General features: G+C 35.6%; 18 protein-coding genes. 7 read left to right on the top strand and 11 right to left on the bottom strand.

Features of this window, described 5'->3' with window-relative positions; genetic code table 11:
- Positions 1-118 precede the first annotated feature (118 nt).
- Entirely contained in the window at positions 119-2,749 is a 2,631-nt protein-coding gene (gene cphA / locus BOQ62_RS12585) for a cyanophycin synthetase (protein ID WP_129039959.1), read from the bottom strand.
- Positions 2,750-2,947: 198 nt separating this feature from the next.
- Here cphA and BOQ62_RS12580 point away from each other — a divergent pair, with 198 nt between their 5' ends.
- From BOQ62_RS12580 to BOQ62_RS12570, 3 genes are all read left to right on the top strand, one after another.
- Entirely contained in the window at positions 2,948-3,838 is an 891-nt protein-coding gene (locus BOQ62_RS12580; protein WP_129039957.1) for a cyanophycinase, read from the top strand.
- Between the two features lie 190 nt (positions 3,839-4,028).
- The gene (locus BOQ62_RS12575; protein WP_129039955.1) at positions 4,029-4,871 is read left to right on the top strand and encodes an isoaspartyl peptidase/L-asparaginase; all 843 of its coding nucleotides are present in this window, start codon (positions 4,029-4,031) and stop codon (positions 4,869-4,871) included.
- A gap of 99 nt (positions 4,872-4,970) precedes the next feature.
- Entirely contained in the window at positions 4,971-5,207 is a 237-nt protein-coding gene (locus BOQ62_RS12570) for a YtxH domain-containing protein (RefSeq protein WP_105682092.1), read from the top strand.
- Positions 5,208-5,315: 108 nt separating this feature from the next.
- Here the strand turns inward: BOQ62_RS12570 and BOQ62_RS12565 are convergent, their stop codons facing one another.
- The 9 genes from BOQ62_RS12565 to BOQ62_RS12525 all read right to left on the bottom strand — a co-directional run bounded on the left by BOQ62_RS12565 (position 5,316) and on the right by BOQ62_RS12525 (position 12,316).
- Entirely contained in the window at positions 5,316-6,107 is a 792-nt protein-coding gene (locus BOQ62_RS12565; RefSeq protein ID WP_129039954.1) for a class I SAM-dependent methyltransferase, read from the bottom strand.
- A gap of 20 nt (positions 6,108-6,127) precedes the next feature.
- The gene (locus BOQ62_RS12560) at positions 6,128-6,619 is read right to left on the bottom strand and encodes a hypothetical protein (protein ID WP_129039952.1); all 492 of its coding nucleotides are present in this window, start codon (positions 6,617-6,619) and stop codon (positions 6,128-6,130) included.
- A 242-nt stretch (positions 6,620-6,861) separates the two neighbouring features.
- The gene (locus BOQ62_RS12555; RefSeq protein ID WP_129039950.1) at positions 6,862-7,398 is read right to left on the bottom strand and encodes a PH domain-containing protein; all 537 of its coding nucleotides are present in this window, start codon (positions 7,396-7,398) and stop codon (positions 6,862-6,864) included.
- Positions 7,399-7,460: 62 nt separating this feature from the next.
- Positions 7,461-8,108, bottom strand: a complete 648-nt coding sequence (locus tag BOQ62_RS12550) for a GNAT family N-acetyltransferase (RefSeq protein ID WP_129039948.1) — start codon at positions 8,106-8,108, stop codon at positions 7,461-7,463.
- A gap of 18 nt (positions 8,109-8,126) precedes the next feature.
- A complete protein-coding gene (locus BOQ62_RS12545; RefSeq protein ID WP_129039946.1) occupies positions 8,127-8,975 on the bottom strand; it encodes a PH domain-containing protein in 849 nt (282 codons plus the stop codon).
- Between the two features lie 10 nt (positions 8,976-8,985).
- Positions 8,986-9,849, bottom strand: a complete 864-nt coding sequence (locus BOQ62_RS12540) for an SHOCT domain-containing protein (protein WP_164976743.1) — start codon at positions 9,847-9,849, stop codon at positions 8,986-8,988.
- A gap of 189 nt (positions 9,850-10,038) precedes the next feature.
- Positions 10,039-11,391 carry a histidine--tRNA ligase gene (gene hisS, locus BOQ62_RS12535; RefSeq protein ID WP_129039942.1) on the bottom strand — a complete coding sequence of 451 codons (1,353 nt, stop codon included), beginning with the start codon at positions 11,389-11,391 and terminating at the stop codon, positions 10,039-10,041.
- Between the two features lie 122 nt (positions 11,392-11,513).
- Positions 11,514-11,969: an HRDC domain-containing protein gene (locus tag BOQ62_RS12530; RefSeq protein WP_228414052.1), complete on the bottom strand. Its 456-nt coding sequence runs from the start codon at positions 11,967-11,969 to the stop codon at positions 11,514-11,516.
- 14 nt (positions 11,970-11,983) lie between these two features.
- Entirely contained in the window at positions 11,984-12,316 is a 333-nt protein-coding gene (locus BOQ62_RS12525) for a single-stranded DNA-binding protein (protein WP_076351611.1), read from the bottom strand.
- A 352-nt stretch (positions 12,317-12,668) separates the two neighbouring features.
- Here BOQ62_RS12525 and BOQ62_RS12520 point away from each other — a divergent pair, with 352 nt between their 5' ends.
- A complete protein-coding gene (locus BOQ62_RS12520; protein WP_129039940.1) occupies positions 12,669-13,043 on the top strand; it encodes a helix-turn-helix domain-containing protein in 375 nt (124 codons plus the stop codon).
- Positions 13,044-13,193: 150 nt separating this feature from the next.
- On the opposite strand, the gene BOQ62_RS12515 is transcribed toward BOQ62_RS12520, so the two are convergent.
- Positions 13,194-14,219, bottom strand: coding sequence for a methyltransferase (locus BOQ62_RS12515; protein ID WP_129039938.1), 1,026 nt, complete (start codon positions 14,217-14,219; stop codon positions 13,194-13,196).
- 276 nt (positions 14,220-14,495) lie between these two features.
- Between BOQ62_RS12515 and BOQ62_RS12510 the strand changes: the two genes are divergently transcribed.
- The 3 genes from BOQ62_RS12510 to BOQ62_RS12500 are packed head-to-tail and all read left to right on the top strand — an operon-like array spanning position 14,496 to position 16,345.
- On the top strand, positions 14,496-15,401 hold the full coding sequence (locus BOQ62_RS12510; protein ID WP_129039936.1) for an arginase family protein: 906 nt from the start codon (positions 14,496-14,498) through the stop codon (positions 15,399-15,401).
- Positions 15,402-15,995: an HPP family protein gene (locus tag BOQ62_RS12505; protein ID WP_129039934.1), complete on the top strand. Its 594-nt coding sequence runs from the start codon at positions 15,402-15,404 to the stop codon at positions 15,993-15,995. It begins immediately after the preceding gene.
- A gap of 5 nt (positions 15,996-16,000) precedes the next feature.
- Positions 16,001-16,345 (top strand): hypothetical protein, encoded by a 345-nt coding sequence (locus BOQ62_RS12500; protein ID WP_129039932.1) that lies wholly within the window; start codon positions 16,001-16,003, stop codon positions 16,343-16,345.
- The last annotated feature ends 11 nt before the right edge of the window (positions 16,346-16,356 follow it).

The following is a 16,356-nucleotide window of genomic DNA, read 5'->3' as shown; positions in this document are numbered from 1 at the left end:
GATAACTGATCTGTTTTTAATCAAACAAACTTCAATCTACTACAGCACGACAGATAAAAAAATTGCAATACGTTTTTTGTTCCGTATTGCAATTAAAATAAGTTTTATAAAAACTAGTCTATCCGTTTTTATCGTCTTCCAGTAATTCTCTTGCCTGATATTCCTGTACCAGGTCAATAGCATTGGAAATAACATCACTTAAAGCTGTGATAAATGTTCCTTCTTCGGCCATTCCCATAGCATGTTTCAAGGCTTCTATTTCTTTAGGAATAATTTCGTAGCTTACATCTTTTCCTGCGGCCTGCATTCCTTCAATTATCAATCCATTGATCTCTTCTTCAGTTCTTCCGCGAAGGTGTTTTTCGTTACGAATAATGATATGATCAAACATTCGGCCTGCAATCTTTCCACATTCTCTGATATCATTGTCTCTTCTATCTCCAACACCGGAAATAATACCGATTTTCTTAGTAGATTCTACATTCTTAAGATAATCTTCAATGGCTTCATAGCCTGAAGGATTATGGGCAAAGTCGATCAGAACTTTAAAGTTTTTGAATTTAAAAACATTCAGTCTTCCCGGAGTAAGCTGAGCACTTGGAATAAAAGTTCTCAAAGAATTGGAAATATCTTCAATCCCGAATCCATATAGGTAGCTCGCCAAACTTGCAGCCAGCACGTTTTCAATCATAAATCTGGCCTTTCCTTCCATCGTAATCGGGAAATCTTTGGCCTTTCCTATTCTGATCTTCCAGTCTCCTTTTTTAATGGTCACAAAACCTTCTTCATATACGCAGGTGATTTTTCCTTCTTTCGCAAATTTTACAATATGAGGATTATTTTCATCCATACTGAAAATCGCCACATTAGAATCAAGATCATTTACAATCTTCATGGAATATACGTTATCAGCATTCAGGATACTCCATCCGCTCTTTTTCACACTGTCCAGAACAACACGTTTTACTTTGGTAAGATCTTTCAGGGTGTGGATATCATTCATTCCTAAATGATCCTCTTCAATATTGGTCAAAACTCCGATATCGCATTGTGAAAAACCAAGTCCGGAACGTAAAATTCCTCCTCTGGCTGTTTCCAGAACAGCAAATTCTACTGTAGGGTCTTTCAGAATAAATTCTGCTGAAAGCGGCCCTGTAGTATCTCCTTTTGACAACATGGTATTTTGAATATAAATCCCGTCCGAAGTGGTGAATCCTACTCTATACCCGTTACTTTTTACAATATGTGATATAAGTCTTGTAGTGGTTGTTTTACCATTAGTACCAGTTACCGCAATAATCGGAATGGTAAAAGGTTTACCTTGCGGATAAAGCATATCAACTACAGGAGCAGCTACGTTTCTTGGTAATCCTTCGCTTGGAGCAAGATGCATTCTGAATCCCGGTGCAGCATTTACTTCAATAATAGCTCCACCACTCTCCTTTAAAGGTTGAGTAAGGTTCTCCGCCATCACGTCAATACCGCAAACATCCAATCCGATAATTTTGGAAATTCTTTCAGCCATTGTGATATTTTCCGGATGCACCATATCTGTCACATCAATGGAAGTTCCTCCGGTTGAAAGATTAGCTGTTGATTTCAGATAGACCACTTCTCCGCGTTGAGGAATCGTTTCCAGGGTATATTGAAGCTTATCAAGCAACTCCAGCGTATCTTTATCTACCTCAATTTCGGTAAGGACATTTTCATGGCCATACCCTCTTCTTGGGTCTTTATTCTCTTTTTCAATAAGCTGCTGAAGATTCAGTTCACCATCGCCCACAACATGGGCCGGAACTCTTCTTGCTGCAGCCACCATTTTATTATTGATCACCAGTATACGGAAGTCATACCCCGTAATATATTTCTCAACAATTACTTTCCTTGAATATTTTTGGGCATGCTCCAGACCTATTTTGGCAGCTTCCCATTCATTGACATTGATGGAAGAACCTTTTCCGTGATTTCCATCCAAAGGTTTTAAAACAATCGGATAGCCAATTTTTCTGATCACAGCATTTAATCCTTCCTCGTCAACCACCAAATCTCCTATTGGAACCGGAATAGCGGCATCATGAAGCATTCTTTTAGTCAACTCTTTATTACAGGCAATATCCACGGCAATGGAACTTGTCTTTCCTGTAATGGTAGCCTGAAATCTTTGCTGATTCACTCCATACCCCAGCTGTACCAGGGAATTGGTTCCCAGTCTGATCCATGGGATTCTTCTTGAAGCTGCTTCTTCTACAATACTTCCGGTAGAAGGTCCCAAACGTACACGTTCTCTTATTTCTTTTAGGCGGTGAATACACGCATTAAGATCGTAATCTTTCGCTTCTATAAGAGCTTCTGCAATTTTTACAGATTCTTCTGCAGCGTAAATACCGGCATTTTCTTCGATATAATTAAATACCACATTATACACTCCCGGAGTCTTTGTTTCGCGGGTTCTTCCAAACCCCACATCCATTCCTGCCAGAGTTTGTATTTCCAAAGCAATATGCTCAATGACATGTCCCATCCAGGTTCCTGTTTCCACCCTATGGAAAAAGCCTCCTTCTACCCCTTCTGAACAACGGTGCGTAATCAATGAAGGAATTAATTTTTCAATTCTCTCACGGAAACCTTCTATTTTATTGGTAGGATAATCCTCCATTTCTTCTAAGTCTAACCTCATCTGTATCAGCTTCTTTCTTCTGATGCTCCAGATGTTTGGACCTCTAAGTGCCTGAATCTTTTCGATTTTCATAGTCTATTGGCATTTTAACATTTAATAATAACTCCTTTCATAGCCAAAGATAATGTAAAACCCTAAACGAAACCATACCACAATTAAAGATTTATTAAAAAAATATTAATTTTGATTAACATTCCTAAAACATTAAAAATCAACTAAAGATGGCACGAATTTCGCCAAAGAATGTTAATTATTTTTTAATTTTGTACCATGACGAAACCTGTTGGAAAATTAATAGTTATTGGAGGAGCTGTAAACAAAGGAAGTTTTGCTGAAACCGATTATGATCAAAATATCGAAAAGAATCTTAATTTTTTTGAGCGTGGGATCTTAAGAAAGATCATCAATGAATCAAAAAATAAGGAAAACTCTGTGATTGAAATTGTCACAACAGCCTCTCAAATTCCTCAGATCGTAGGTTCTGAATACAAAAAAGCCTTTGAATTTCTCGGTGCTAAAAATGTAAATGTTCTTGATATCCACAACCGTGAGGAAGCCAATTCTGATGCGATGGTGGCAAGAGCCAATGCTGCCGATGTCATGATGTTTACAGGAGGAGATCAGCTGAGACTGACTTCTATTCTTGGAGGAACAAGATTTCATGATACTGTTTTATTAAAATATCAGGAACAGGATTTTATCTATTCGGGAACTTCCGCAGGTGCTGCAGCCGCTTCTGAAAACATGATCTATCAGGGAAGCAGTTCTGAAGCTCTGTTGAAAGGAGAAATCAAAACCACTCAGGGATTAGGTTTGATCGATAACGTCATTATTGACACCCATTTTGTACAAAGAGGAAGAATCGGACGACTTTTTCAGGCAGTCGTAAACAACCCAAGAACGTTAGGAATAGGACTGGGAGAAGACACAGGTCTTTTTATTCATAATGATGTGATGACTGCTGTAGGTTCAGGACTTGTTATCCTTGTAGATGGGAGATTCATTAAAGATACCAACTTAACGAATATCAATCTTGGAGAACCTATTTCTATTGATAATTTAACCGTACATGTTATGTCGATGAATGATCATTACGATCTTACAACAAAGACATTAACAATTGAAAATTCTCAATTTAATCCGATACCACAGGATAAGTAGTTCAGGATGCGGGTTACGAGGTAGTGAGATGCGGGGTTTCGAGATAACGCTGAGATTCGTTTTTAAAAAGACAGTAAACTCACATTAACACAGCATTTAAATAAAATCCTTTTCTTTGTATTAATAACCGGGATTCGTATTATTGGCAGTCATAAATACAGAACTCCGGAACACGAAACCCATATCTATTATGAAAATCATTATCCACGGCGGTTTTTTCTCAGAAAGTGACCAAAGCCACGAAGTAAAAACTGCTAAGCAAGATTCTTTAAAAGAAATTGCCCAAAAAGCTTTTGACTATCTTACAACACGTTCCGCTTTTGATACTGTTGCATATGCTGTTTCATTGCTGGAAGACGATCCCTTATACAATGCAGGAATTGGTTCCCAGATTCAAAGTGATGGTGTGATCCGTATGAGTGCGGCCATTATGAATGGAAACACCCAGAAGCTAAGCGGTGTGATCAATATTCAAAATGTACAGAATCCCATTTTTGTTGCCAAAGACCTTATCAATGAGGATGACAGAGTTTTAGGAGGAAATGGTGCCAAAATTTATGCGACGGAAAATGGTTTTGAAAATTTTTCTACAGAAATTCCTCAAAGAAGAAAAGAATATGAGGCTAAACTTGCTAACGGAGGAAAAGGAACAGTAGGCTGTGTAGCGATTGATCATGAAGGAAACCTGGCTGTTGCGACTTCTACGGGAGGAAAAGGTTTTGAGATTCCGGGAAGAATTTCAGATTCTGCCACAGTGGCCGGAAATTATGCCAATGCTTTTTGTGCAGTAAGCTGTACCGGTGTGGGTGAAGATATTGTCAGCAATGCCACCGCTGCCAAAATTGTAACAAGAGTTACTGACGGAATGAGTCTTCAAGAAGCTTTTAGCAAAACATTTGATGAACTTAAAACTATTGATGGATTTGCAGGTGCCATCGCTATTGATAATGCTGGAAATGTTTATCATCAGGATTCTTATCCCACTATGGTTTTTGCCAGTTTTGACGGTGAAAATTTCCAAGTCTTTTCTTAAATTTAACATTTTTTTATAAGTCTATTTATTTTTTTGGCACGTATTTTACATTATTCATAACAACAAATTTTAATATTAATACATAAAAAAATAGAAATCATGGGAAACAAAGCAAAAGGACTATTAGCTTTATTAGGTTTAGGAGCATTGGCTTATTGGAAATATAAGAACTCAAGCCCTGAAGATCAACAAGCTGTAAAAGATAAGATCAATACTGCAAAGGATAATCTTAACAAATGGGGAAATGACCTTAAAAGCAAAGCCAATGATGTTGCTTCCCAGGTTCAGAATAAAGTGGACGAAGCCAAAACAAAGGCTGAAGATTCTCTGAGCTAATTAACAAGAACAGTTTTTTTAACATTCATATATAGGAAAAAGTCATCGTAATAGCACTACGATGACTTTTTATTTTAATTTTAATCGTTCAGATATTGAGCAATTAATTTACTTTTTCTGTGCTGCTAATGCATACACAAGAGGGATCTTATTTCCAAACTGTGAAATTCTCCATTTTCCTGTTTCGAATTCTTCTACATGTCTGAAGGATGGGTATGGTGACCAGTCAAATTCCCGGAAAGTATTCAATTGCAAATCTTTTTTAATCAAATTATCGAGAACTTCTGACACAGAGTGATTCCACATTACATATTCCTGTACGATAGGCGCAGACTGATCTGCATACGTTCCTTCGTAAGTTTCAACAATTGGTTCTTCATTGAAATAATTGTAAGTCACTTTTGTAAAGTCGTCATCAAACATCCAAACAACAGGATGGAATTCTGCCATAATGAATTGTCCTCCCTGTTTTAAGAAATGATTGATAACCCCGGCCCACTTTTCAAGGTCAGGAAGCCATCCTATTGTACCATAACTTGTATAAACAATGTCAAACTTCTGATCCAGAACATTCGGCAGATCATATACGTCCGAGCAGATGAATTCCGTATCAGTACCACATTTCTGTGCAAGTTCTCTGGCTGCATCAATGGCTTTGTCCGAAAGGTCTATTCCCGTTACCTTTGCCCCCATTCTTGAGAGTGAAATAGAATCTTGTCCAAAATGACACTGCAGATGCAGAATAGTTTTCCCCTTTATATCTCCAAGAAGTTCCAGCTCTATGGAGTTCAGAGATGTCCTTCCTTTTAAAAATTCATCTACAAAGTAGAAATCTGATTTCAGATGGGGTTCTACTTTGGCATTCCACGATTTTTGATTAATTTCTAAATAATTTTCCATGGTGTAAGTTTAAAATTATACTAATTACCTTGAATGATATAGTTTTTTGTTATTAATTTTCTTTCTGGTCTACTGGAATCTTCAGGTTGAAACCAAACCTCAATTTTGCTTCCGTAGTAATCTCCCCAATCACCTTCTTTTACTGTAAAATCTTTATCATCACTTGAAAATTCTCTCAATTCATCGCTTGGGTTAAAGACTTCTCTCATCGATTGTTTTTTGATTTCTTTTTCAGAAAGAATTCTGTTGCTATTAAAATCATAGACTTTTAAGTAGACTTTGCCTTTTTCTATCTTATTCAGGAAAACATCATATTTATAAGAACCTGGCTGCAAATAATCGTAAATAAGGATATCTGGTTGGGTAACCTCAACCAATTCTTTATTATCTGAGAACAGCTTTAAAGGCATTGAGAATGCTGCATTCTTTGGATTCTTGATATCATTATTATAAGGTTTATAAGGGCTTTTAGGCGGGCAAAAAGCAAAGAAACCTCCAATAATAAAAAACATGCAAAAACTTAAAATACACTGATAAAGGCCATTTTTAAACTCATCTTTTTTGAACATCCTGGAAATTCCTAGAATAAAACTTACAACAATCACCAAAAAAGGGACAGCAGAGAAAAAATTCCATACAAAGCTGCTAATTGGCAAAATAAGGATCAGTAACCAACAGATAATTCCAATAAACAATGCAATAAAAGAGGTAAAATACCATCTCCAGTTTATCGCTCTAAAAATCACTTCTTTTATCATAACTTCTCCATTAATTTTTTCTTTTGCTCAAGGAATTCTTCTTCACTTAACACTCCGGCTTCTTTTAATCTTCCCAACTGTTCGAGTTGGTCTAAGATACTTGGTTCAGATTTATTCTGAAAATGTGTTTCCGGACGTGACATGAACTCTCTTACTTTTTCACAAAATAGTTCAGCATGATACTTTCCTACTCCATCAATCTCTACAATGTCATCTGTAACCTGAATATCTATGGAAGCCAATAAGAATTCTGTTTCATATTGTATGGAGCTTATTTTGCTGTAGGAGAAATCTTCTACTTTCAATCCGTACATGAACTCTTTATCTACAAAAATCAGTCTTCTTTCTGTGGCTACTAAAATAATATGGTGGTTGTTTAATTTGTTTCTGCCTTCTACCAGATAAACAATTCTTTCGTCTGGTGAAAGAATGTCCGGCAATTCGTGAATTTCTTTTCTGGCAAATATGGTAGGGCTTATATCCAGCTTTTTCAGTTCATCTCTTATTTCGTCAAGTCTTGATTTTTCACTCATAATATTAGTTTATAGGCTAAATTACTGTTTATTAGCAATAAAAATTTAATTCAATAAAAATATTACCCTTCTGAAGGGATTACAATAGAAGAGTGGAGGCAATACAGCTTCCAACCTAAGGTTTCGTACAATAGTTTTCCCTCTTCTGTAGCCACTAAAAGATTATTTGTAACTCCTTGTGACAAAGCTATTCTCTCCAGTTCTTTCAATAAAAAAGTAGCAAGTCCTTTCCTTTGATGATTCTTTTCGGTGATAATCCTATCATACACTGCTATATCATCTATAAGAGAAACACGGCCTATCGAAGCCTGTTCACCATTTTCTGCTACAATCCTCACTACAAAAGTAGTATTGTACTCAGTAAATTCTAAATGATATCCTTTTGCAAGACTGGTTTCCGGGAAATTCATCGGATGAAAACAGGTCATCATATATCCTTGTAACTGCAGTTTCCATCTTTCAGGGATTTTATTGATGAATTCATCCGGAGAAGTGGATACTTTAAGGTAAACCCAAGGTTCATCAATTGAATGGGCAAGCTGGAACAAATCATCATTAAGTTCAGGAAATACAAAGCGTTCTTTTTGCTTTTCATCTCCTACCATCACATGAAATCCGGATTTGTAGGAAACAGGAAAAGATACTTCTCTTGATAAGCACCATCCTTTAAGCCATTTTTCTACGATTTCTACTGATACTTTATCCTTCATGATTCGGTATTAAAAGTTTTATTTCAGCTGTTCTAGCAATTTCTTTTTTTGTTCTGCAAATTCTGTATCCGTCAAGATTCCGTTTTCTCTTAGTTTCCCTAGTTTTTCCAGTTGATTAAAAATTTCTTCTGAGGAAACTGAAACACTTTTATTTACAGACCCAATTTGTTTTGAAGATTGCCCCTGAGGATTATTATACACTCCTTTTATCTTATCATAGAATTTCTCAGCATCCTCTTTATCCATGAAACATTCAAATTCTACTACTCTTTCATCAAGATGTACTTTAATAATAGGAGATCTCGGATCTGTTACAAAACTTACAGCTTTGATGGTTTCATTTGGATAATCATTGATTTTTGCCTCCCCAAACATCGCTTTTGATACAGAAATTAATCTTGCAGGTGTTGCCACTAATATTCCTGCAGCCAAAGTATTGACAAACTGGGCATCTGTAATGGCTATGATTTGCTCTTCTTCCGAGATCAGATAAGGGAGTTCTTTAATTTCTCCCTTAGTAAAGATGGAAAGATTGGCATTCAGCATTTCCAGTTCGTTCTTTATTTTCTGATGTCTTCTCTTATAAACTTCTTTTGATATCTGGCGGGAGCCGGAATCTATTGTTACAGGAAGATTCTCTTCTGCAACCACCATTGCCTGAACGACTTCATTTTTTTCTTCACTCAGCATTTTATTAATATCATTAATGCTGAATTTATTAAGATTGTACAGCAATTCTTCGTTGATATCACTTACTTTATTTAAACATTTATTGCATAAAACATTGTCGTCTGAAAGCTTATTCGCTCCCAAAAGTGTATCCATGGACGTTAGTTCTGTATTGCATAATGCACAATTATTGCTCATTTCTTTTCTTTTATAATTTATCTAGCAGCTTTTTCTTTTGTTCTGCAAACTCTTGATCTGTCAAAATTCCGCTTTCTCTCAACCTTCCTAATTTTTCCAACTGTTCAAAAATAGCAGCGGAATCAGCTTTATCAGTAGAATATACATTTTCCTCTACCAAATCAGGAATTGTTTGAGTAAATGCCTGGAATGGACTTGAATTTTGCATGAATCCGTTTTCGTTATAAGCCGTTCCCTTGTTTTGAAAATTTGAGAATGCTCTTCCGTCATTTTTATTGTGTAATTTAAACTGTGCCGAACCTCTATGAGTATTGATTTTCAAGATAGAGTACAAAAGGTTTTCAATATGATCAATGGAAGAAATATCATGAATAAAGAATTCATTTTTTACTACCCCGCCCAAAAATTTTTTATCAATAAAAGCTACTCTTTTCTGGGTTGAAAATATAATTCCTTCTCTATTGCTCTGAAGATCTATTCCTTCTGCAATCGCCAAAAGTCTTTCATCTCTATCCAGTACATTTGCCAATTCATTTACTTCTTCATTCGCCAAAACGCTCAATCTTGCATTAAGTGCAACAATCTGATCTTTTATTTCATCCAGTCTGGTGGGTGCATCATATTGGTAGTGGTTGTTGGTCGTAGACTGAGATCCTCCCGAATTCTGGCTGGCATCAATCTTACTTTTCAGCATCATTCCTGTAATTTCTGCAAAATAAAACTGGTCAAGAGTATTGATGAGCTCTCTATTAATCGAAATGGCTTTAGTAAAACACCCTGCACACAGATAGCCTCCATCAGCCAATTTATTTTTACCTACGGACATATCTGTAGTCGTCAGCGGTGTACCGCACAATGCGCAAATAGTATTCATCTGGTTTTTATGTTTAAAAGTTTTTATGAATACAAGGTACATTTTACCCTGCTTTTATAACATCGACTCCAAATTACAAATTCTGAACCGATTGTAGAGGTCAAAAATATTCAAATCTTAGCATCCATCAAACAAATCAACCACAAAATTACTTTTGTGGTTGATTTGTTTTTTAATATATGTATAATATTATTCTCCTAAAAATTCTGCTAAAGAAACTGTTTTCTTTTCTCCAGCCTCAATATCTTTATACGTAACTGTGTTATTTTTAAGTTCTTCTTCACCCAGAAAAACTACATTCTTTATTCCTTTCTTTTCTGCATAGGTAAACTGCTTGTTGATTTTTGCATTTTCAGGATACAATTCTGCAGAAATTCCTTTTGCTCTCAGCTGCATGATCAGTTTCAACGCTTCTGTTATTTCTTCTCCTCCTGAATTAGCAAACAGATATTCTATCTTAGAAGAAGCTTCTTCAGGGAAGAGGTTCAATTCTTCCATAACAAGATAAATTCTGTCTAATCCGAAAGAAATTCCTATTCCCGGAATATTTTTCACTCCAAAAACTTCTGTCAGGTTATCATATCTACCACCTCCTCCAATGGAACCCATTGCCACTTCATCTGCTTTCACTTCGAAGATAGCTCCTGTATAATAATCCAGTCCTCTTGCCAAGGTAATATTGAATACTAAGTTTTGAATATCAACGCCAAGGCTCAGAGATTGTGTAAGAACGTATTCCAGTTCTTCTACTCCTTTCAGACCTATTTCATTTCCTACGAATTTCTCTTTTAATTGAAGAAGATTTTCCAGTGCATCATCTGACTGGCTGAATAGGAAATCCAGTTTATTGATAGATTCCTGAGCAATTTCTCTTTCCAGCAATTCTTTTACAACCCCATCTTTTCCAATCTTATCCAGTTTATCCAATGCTACAGTGAAATCAATCAGTTTATCCGTGATACCAGCATATTCTGCCAATCCGGAAAGGATCTTCCTGTTGTTCATATGAATGGTTACCGGAACTTTAAGATCTGCAAAAGATTTCAGATACAACTGAACCAGTTCTACTTCCTGTAATAAGCTTTCACTTCCTACAACATCGGCATCACACTGATAAAACTCTCTGTATCTTCCTTTCTGAGGTCTGTCTGCTCTCCAAACCGGCTGAATCTGTGAGCGTTTAAATGGAAATGTTAATTTCCCATGATTCATAGCTACAAATCTTGCAAAAGGTACAGTAAGGTCATAACGAAGTGCCTTCTCTGAAATTTGAGAAGTCAGTTTCTGATGATTCTTATGATCCCAGTCTTCCTGATTAACATCTGAAGTATAATCTCCCGAATTTAAAATCTTAAAGATCAAGCGATCTCCTTCTTCTCCGTATTTTCCTGTCAACGTAGAAAGATTTTCAAAGCTTGGTGTTTCCAATGGCTGAAACCCGAATAATTCAAAATTATTCTGTAAAATATTGATGATATATTTTCTTCTGGAAACTTCCTGTGCCGTAAAATCTCTCGTCCCTTTTGCTAAACTTGGCTTCATTTGTTGTATGTCATTTTGATAAGTACAAAAGTACGGAATTGAAAGGAATTTTACATAGTATAAAAAAGCTGAAGAAGATTGTTTCTTCAGCTTTGCTGTTGAATTATCAATTATTCCAAAAATCAGATACTTTCAAGGATCTCAAGGATCTCCTCACCATAATTTTCAATTTTATGCTTTCCGAATCCTTTAATCTCGAGCAATTCTTCTTTTTTAGCAGGTTTGTATTTGGCTACAGACATCAATTCTTTGTTACTTGCGATGAAATAAGTAGGAAGATTATTTTCTCTGGCTTTTTCTGATCTCCAGAGCTTTAGTACATTCAGAATTTTTTCTTCATCTGCGTTCAAAAAATCGTTTTCTGCTGAATATTTAGCTGCTTTTGGTTCTTTTACTGTATTTTTTGTCAGTTTTAAGTCTTCAAAATACAGTATTACAGACCAATACCGTTCATCACTTACAAAAGCTGTTTCTACTTTCAGAATCTCATTGATTTCCAGAAAATCATCCAGCATTTTCTGGTCTTTGTAAAGAAATTCTTCAGGTAATCTGATTTTAAAAATTTTTACTCTCATCATTTGTGTTTTTACCATTATTTTCCTCCCAATAACAGGATCTCATCTACACGAATTTCCGTGATGTACCGCTTTACCCCATCTTTATCATCATATGATCTGTAGGTCAGCTTACCTTCTATGGCGATTTCTTTTCCTTTCGGAACATACTTTTCAAAAATTTCGGCTGTTTTCCCGAATGCAATAAGATTGTGCCATTGCGTTTCTTCTACTTTTTCTCCTTTGGCGTTCGTATAATGATCGCTTGTAGCCAGAGATACACTTGCTTTTACATTTCCATTATCGAAATTTACCATTTCAACTTCTTTACCTGTGTAACCAATTAATGTTACTTTGTTTCTTAGTGACATAACTTTTAGATTTTAAAGATTAATAATTCAGATAAGAGACGTTCACTGTTTTTCTCAAATCTCTGTTGCAAAGGTTGTCATGTTACCCAATCATAGTCGGTTATAAACTATTTAAAATCGTTTGTAATCGTTTGTTGTCGGATAATGAAATAATGAGAATACAACAAGAAATAATTTATATAAGAATTAAAAGCAGATAATTCTCATCTTAAGATTAAAAAAATCAACAAAGAAAAATATAATATCAAAATATTTTTCACTATTAAAAAACATTGAAAAATACATCCATTATAGGGGGATTTTTTTCTATTTAATTTAATTTTTTTTTTGCAAATTTGTAAAAATGTCAGATATGCAAAAAGAAAAACTACGTACAGTAAGAAAGATGAAAGGATTCACTCAGCAGCAAATGGCTGAAGTGATCCCCACTGACGTCTCTAATTATAGCAGAAAAGAAAGTGGCGGCGTATCTATAACACAGGCAGAATGGCAAAAGCTTGCAATTTTTTTAGACGTTCCTGTAGAGGAAATTTATGAAGAAGAGGAAGCTACAATTATTATTGAAAACCCTGTTTTTAATGACAGCCCTGGAGCGAACGTTGGTAACAGTGGTTTCTCTTCCAACAACATGGGATATATCAACAATGAATTAAGCATAGAAATCATTAAGACAATGCAGGAATATATTGGTTTGCTGAAAGAAGAAATCAACAGATTGAAAAAATAAACTGAGATGCTTCGGCTCCGCTCAGTATGATACTATAAAATATAAAAGCGTTCCGTAATGGAGCGCTTTTTTGGGATATAGGCAATAAAAAAGGTTCTCAAGAATATTATTGAATACCTTTCACTTAATCATGTAACTTAAAATTGGAATTTATATTTTTACACATTCTACAATACTTTGAACCTCTGTCCCGATCTGAACAACTCTGTTAAATTGCAGTCCTGCTCTATCCAAAAGATCTTTAAATTCATTTAATGTTCTTTCCTTTCCTGTAATACAGGCCATCATTGCAATATCGAAAAGTTTGGAAATATGAGGCTTGTTTCTGCTGTCATCAGGAATTATGGAATCTATAATGAGGAGTTTTGCTCCTTTGGGCATTGCATCACGGCATACTTTTAGGATCTGTACACATTCATCATCATTCCAATCATGAATGATCCATTTCATGGTATAGAGATCTGCTCCTTCGGGTACTTTCTCAAAGAAACTTCCCGTGGCAACAGTACAGCGGTCTTTTAAATTTTCCGGAATAAGCTGAAGTGTTTTTTCAGTAACATGGGCTTCATCAAAAATAATCCCTGAGCTTTCAGGGGATGAATTCAGCATGGTGTACATCATAGCACCATTACCTCCGCCTACGTCTATTATGGTTTTATAGGGTGCAAAATCATAGTTTGCAGCAATTCCTTGTAAAGACATTCCGGACAATCCCGTCATTCCCCGTCCAAAGTTCGCTCCTAGTTCCGGATGTTTCTTATAATATTCCCAGAGATTCATCCCATGCACATGGTCAAATGGAACTTTGCCTTTCTGGACAGAATAAATAAGATCTGCAAAACTAGGAAAATGCTCTCCAACATTGGCTATGACGAAATCTTTTACGGTTCCGGGGACACTGGTTTGTAAGGCAGCTCCAAAATCATTCAAAGCAAATGTTCTATTCTCCAGTTCTTCAAAAATACCTTCACTACTCAGAGCTCTCATTATTCTGTATAGCTCTTTTTCGTTAGAGTGCGTCTCTGCCGCCAATGCTGAAATTGTTTTTGGCCCATATACCAGCTGATCTGCAATATTAAGTTCCGCAGCAGTTTTTACACAGCCTACAAGCCACATCCGGCTTAATACTTCAAACATTTTGAAAGTAAATTCCGGTTTCACGGTTTGTTTTTCCATAGTAATAGTTTTTGATTGATGTTTAATAATAACCGAAAATAACACTATCAAATTTATACAAAAATACAATTATGTGAAATAAAAACACATTTTATTCGTAATATACATATCATATTATAAAACAAAATACTACAAATGAAGTATATTCCAAAATAGTTAGCAAACAATAACCATTTTAAAATAAATATTACAATAAAAAGCAAAATATAATGATTACAAGACTTAGCACTATCCATTTGCAAACGGATAATTCTGTATCTTTGTGAAAATTCATCTATGAAAAGGAATATCAATATTTTTGAGTTTCCTCTCAATTTGGGGCTTACAAAGAAAGTACATGAGACAGAGCCCGGAGTTCGAAAACTTCCGGATTGGCTCAGAAAATTTGATTTTCATAGTAGAATTCATCCTAAAAACGTTTTCAGACTGGACGCTCCAACATATTCTATGGATTTTGACAGGGAATCAAACGTCAGAAATGCAGAAAAGATTATTGAATACGCTAAAAAACAGGCTGACTATATCCTTCACAATTATGAAAAGGATACATTCAATATTATTCTTGGAGGTGATTGCAGCATTCTCATAGGAAATGCAATTGCTCTGAAAAAGCTGGGAAATTTTGGACTTTTTTATCTGGATGGTCATACAGATTTTATTTCTCCAGAACTTTCTGAAACCGGTGGTGCAGCAGGAATAGATCTCGCCATCATTACCGGAACCGGACACGAAAAATTAACTAACATTCATGGGTTAAGACCTTATATATCTGAAGAAAATGTATTCTGCTGTGGAAATGCGGAAACAGATGACGAAGAATATGTTGATCAAATTATCAATTCCTATATTCATTATTTTGACCTTTACCGCCTCAGAGAAAATGGTTTCAGAAAAACAGCTGAAGACTTTATGAAAATGGTTAATGATAAACGTTTGGATGGTTTTTTCATTCATTTGGATGTAGATATTCTGAAAGATGAGATTATGCCTGCCGTAGACAGCAGAATGGAAGACGGAATTGATTATGATGATCTCAGGGAAATGCTGAAACCTTTATTCGAAAATCCATTGTGTTTTGGAATAGAGATTACTATTTTAGATCCGGATTATGATGAAAACGGAACGTATACCCGTGCATTTATAGACCAATTAATTCAAATTATAAAAAATAAAGAAGAGTAAATGAAGAAGACAATCAAAAGAACATTCAGGGTTTCAAAATATGTAATTTATAAAGAAACACTTGTTGATTACAAGGAGCATTTCTGGTCATTTTTGGGAGCCTTTTTTGGAATCGGGATCATTGCATTTATCCAATCTCATTCCCTGACAGAAACTGAAAACATTTTCCTGATTGGTTCTTTTGGGGCATCAAGTGTTCTTATTTATGGAGCAATCCAGAGTCCACTGGCACAACCCAGAAATCTTATCGGCGGACATGTTCTGTCGGCATTAGTTGGAGTTACTGTTTATCAGTTTATTCCGGATATTATCTGGCTTTCGGCTCCTTTGGCTGTAGCCTTTTCCATTGTACTGATGCAGTATACAAAAACCTTACATCCGCCAGGTGGAGCAACAGCTCTGATTGCAGTAAGCTCAACAGGAAAAATTCCGGAATTGGGCTATTGGTACGTTCTCTCCCCTGTTCTTTCAGGGTGCATTATTCTTCTGATTGTGGCACTATTCTTTAATAATATTACTCCCAACAGAAGCTACCCTACTCACAGCATGTTTAAAAAACTGTTGAAAAAAAGACACACTCATCACTTAAAATAAAAATCATGAATTGCCTGGAATGTGGCGAAAAAATCATCGGAAGGACAGATAAAAAATTCTGCAACGATGCCTGCCGGAACGCCTATAACAATAAGCAGAATAAGGATTCAAACAATCTGATGCGGAATGTAAACAACAAACTCCGTAAAAACTATCGCATCTTAATGGAAATTAATACTGATGGTAAAACAAAAGTTCCAAGATCCAAACTGGATGGCTTAGGTTTTGATTTCGATTATTTTACCAATCTGAAAGTTTATAAAAATGGTTCTGAATACAAATTTATTTATGATTATGGCTATAAACTTCTGGAAGATGATTTTGTACTGATTGTAAAAAATCAGGCATAACCCCACACCCC

Origin of the sequence: Chryseobacterium sp. CH21 (genome assembly GCF_004119445.1) — a bacterium.
Lineage (GTDB): Bacteria > Bacteroidota > Bacteroidia > Flavobacteriales > Weeksellaceae > Chryseobacterium.
This window is presented reverse-complemented; position numbering and strand designations above follow the sequence as displayed.

Excerpts from the sequence above, each read along its gene's own strand:
- BOQ62_RS12580 (WP_129039957.1), top strand. The coding sequence starts at position 2,948 with ATGACGAAACCTGTTGGAAAATTAATAGTTATTGGAGGAGCTGTAAAC.
- BOQ62_RS12515 (WP_129039938.1), bottom strand. The coding sequence starts at position 14,219 with ATGGAAAAACAAACCGTGAAACCGGAATTTACTTTCAAAATGTTTGAA.
- BOQ62_RS12560 (WP_129039952.1), bottom strand. The coding sequence starts at position 6,619 with ATGTTTTTTATTATTGGAGGTTTCTTTGCTTTTTGCCCGCCTAAAAGC.
- BOQ62_RS12555 (WP_129039950.1), bottom strand. The coding sequence starts at position 7,398 with ATGAGTGAAAAATCAAGACTTGACGAAATAAGAGATGAACTGAAAAAG.
- BOQ62_RS12505 (WP_129039934.1), top strand. The coding sequence starts at position 15,402 with ATGAAGAAGACAATCAAAAGAACATTCAGGGTTTCAAAATATGTAATT.
- BOQ62_RS12510 (WP_129039936.1), top strand. The coding sequence starts at position 14,496 with ATGAAAAGGAATATCAATATTTTTGAGTTTCCTCTCAATTTGGGGCTT.
- BOQ62_RS12520 (WP_129039940.1), top strand. The coding sequence starts at position 12,669 with ATGCAAAAAGAAAAACTACGTACAGTAAGAAAGATGAAAGGATTCACT.
- BOQ62_RS12565 (WP_129039954.1), bottom strand. The coding sequence starts at position 6,107 with ATGGAAAATTATTTAGAAATTAATCAAAAATCGTGGAATGCCAAAGTA.
- BOQ62_RS12550 (WP_129039948.1), bottom strand. The coding sequence starts at position 8,108 with ATGAAGGATAAAGTATCAGTAGAAATCGTAGAAAAATGGCTTAAAGGA.
- BOQ62_RS12525 (WP_076351611.1), bottom strand. The coding sequence starts at position 12,316 with ATGTCACTAAGAAACAAAGTAACATTAATTGGTTACACAGGTAAAGAA.
- BOQ62_RS12500 (WP_129039932.1), top strand. The coding sequence starts at position 16,001 with ATGAATTGCCTGGAATGTGGCGAAAAAATCATCGGAAGGACAGATAAA.
- BOQ62_RS12570 (WP_105682092.1), top strand. The coding sequence starts at position 4,971 with ATGGGAAACAAAGCAAAAGGACTATTAGCTTTATTAGGTTTAGGAGCA.
- cphA (WP_129039959.1), bottom strand. The coding sequence starts at position 2,749 with ATGAAAATCGAAAAGATTCAGGCACTTAGAGGTCCAAACATCTGGAGC.
- BOQ62_RS12540 (WP_164976743.1), bottom strand. The coding sequence starts at position 9,849 with ATGAATACTATTTGCGCATTGTGCGGTACACCGCTGACGACTACAGAT.
- BOQ62_RS12545 (WP_129039946.1), bottom strand. The coding sequence starts at position 8,975 with ATGAGCAATAATTGTGCATTATGCAATACAGAACTAACGTCCATGGAT.
- BOQ62_RS12575 (WP_129039955.1), top strand. The coding sequence starts at position 4,029 with ATGAAAATCATTATCCACGGCGGTTTTTTCTCAGAAAGTGACCAAAGC.
- BOQ62_RS12530 (WP_228414052.1), bottom strand. The coding sequence starts at position 11,969 with ATGATGAGAGTAAAAATTTTTAAAATCAGATTACCTGAAGAATTTCTT.
- hisS (WP_129039942.1), bottom strand. The coding sequence starts at position 11,391 with ATGAAGCCAAGTTTAGCAAAAGGGACGAGAGATTTTACGGCACAGGAA.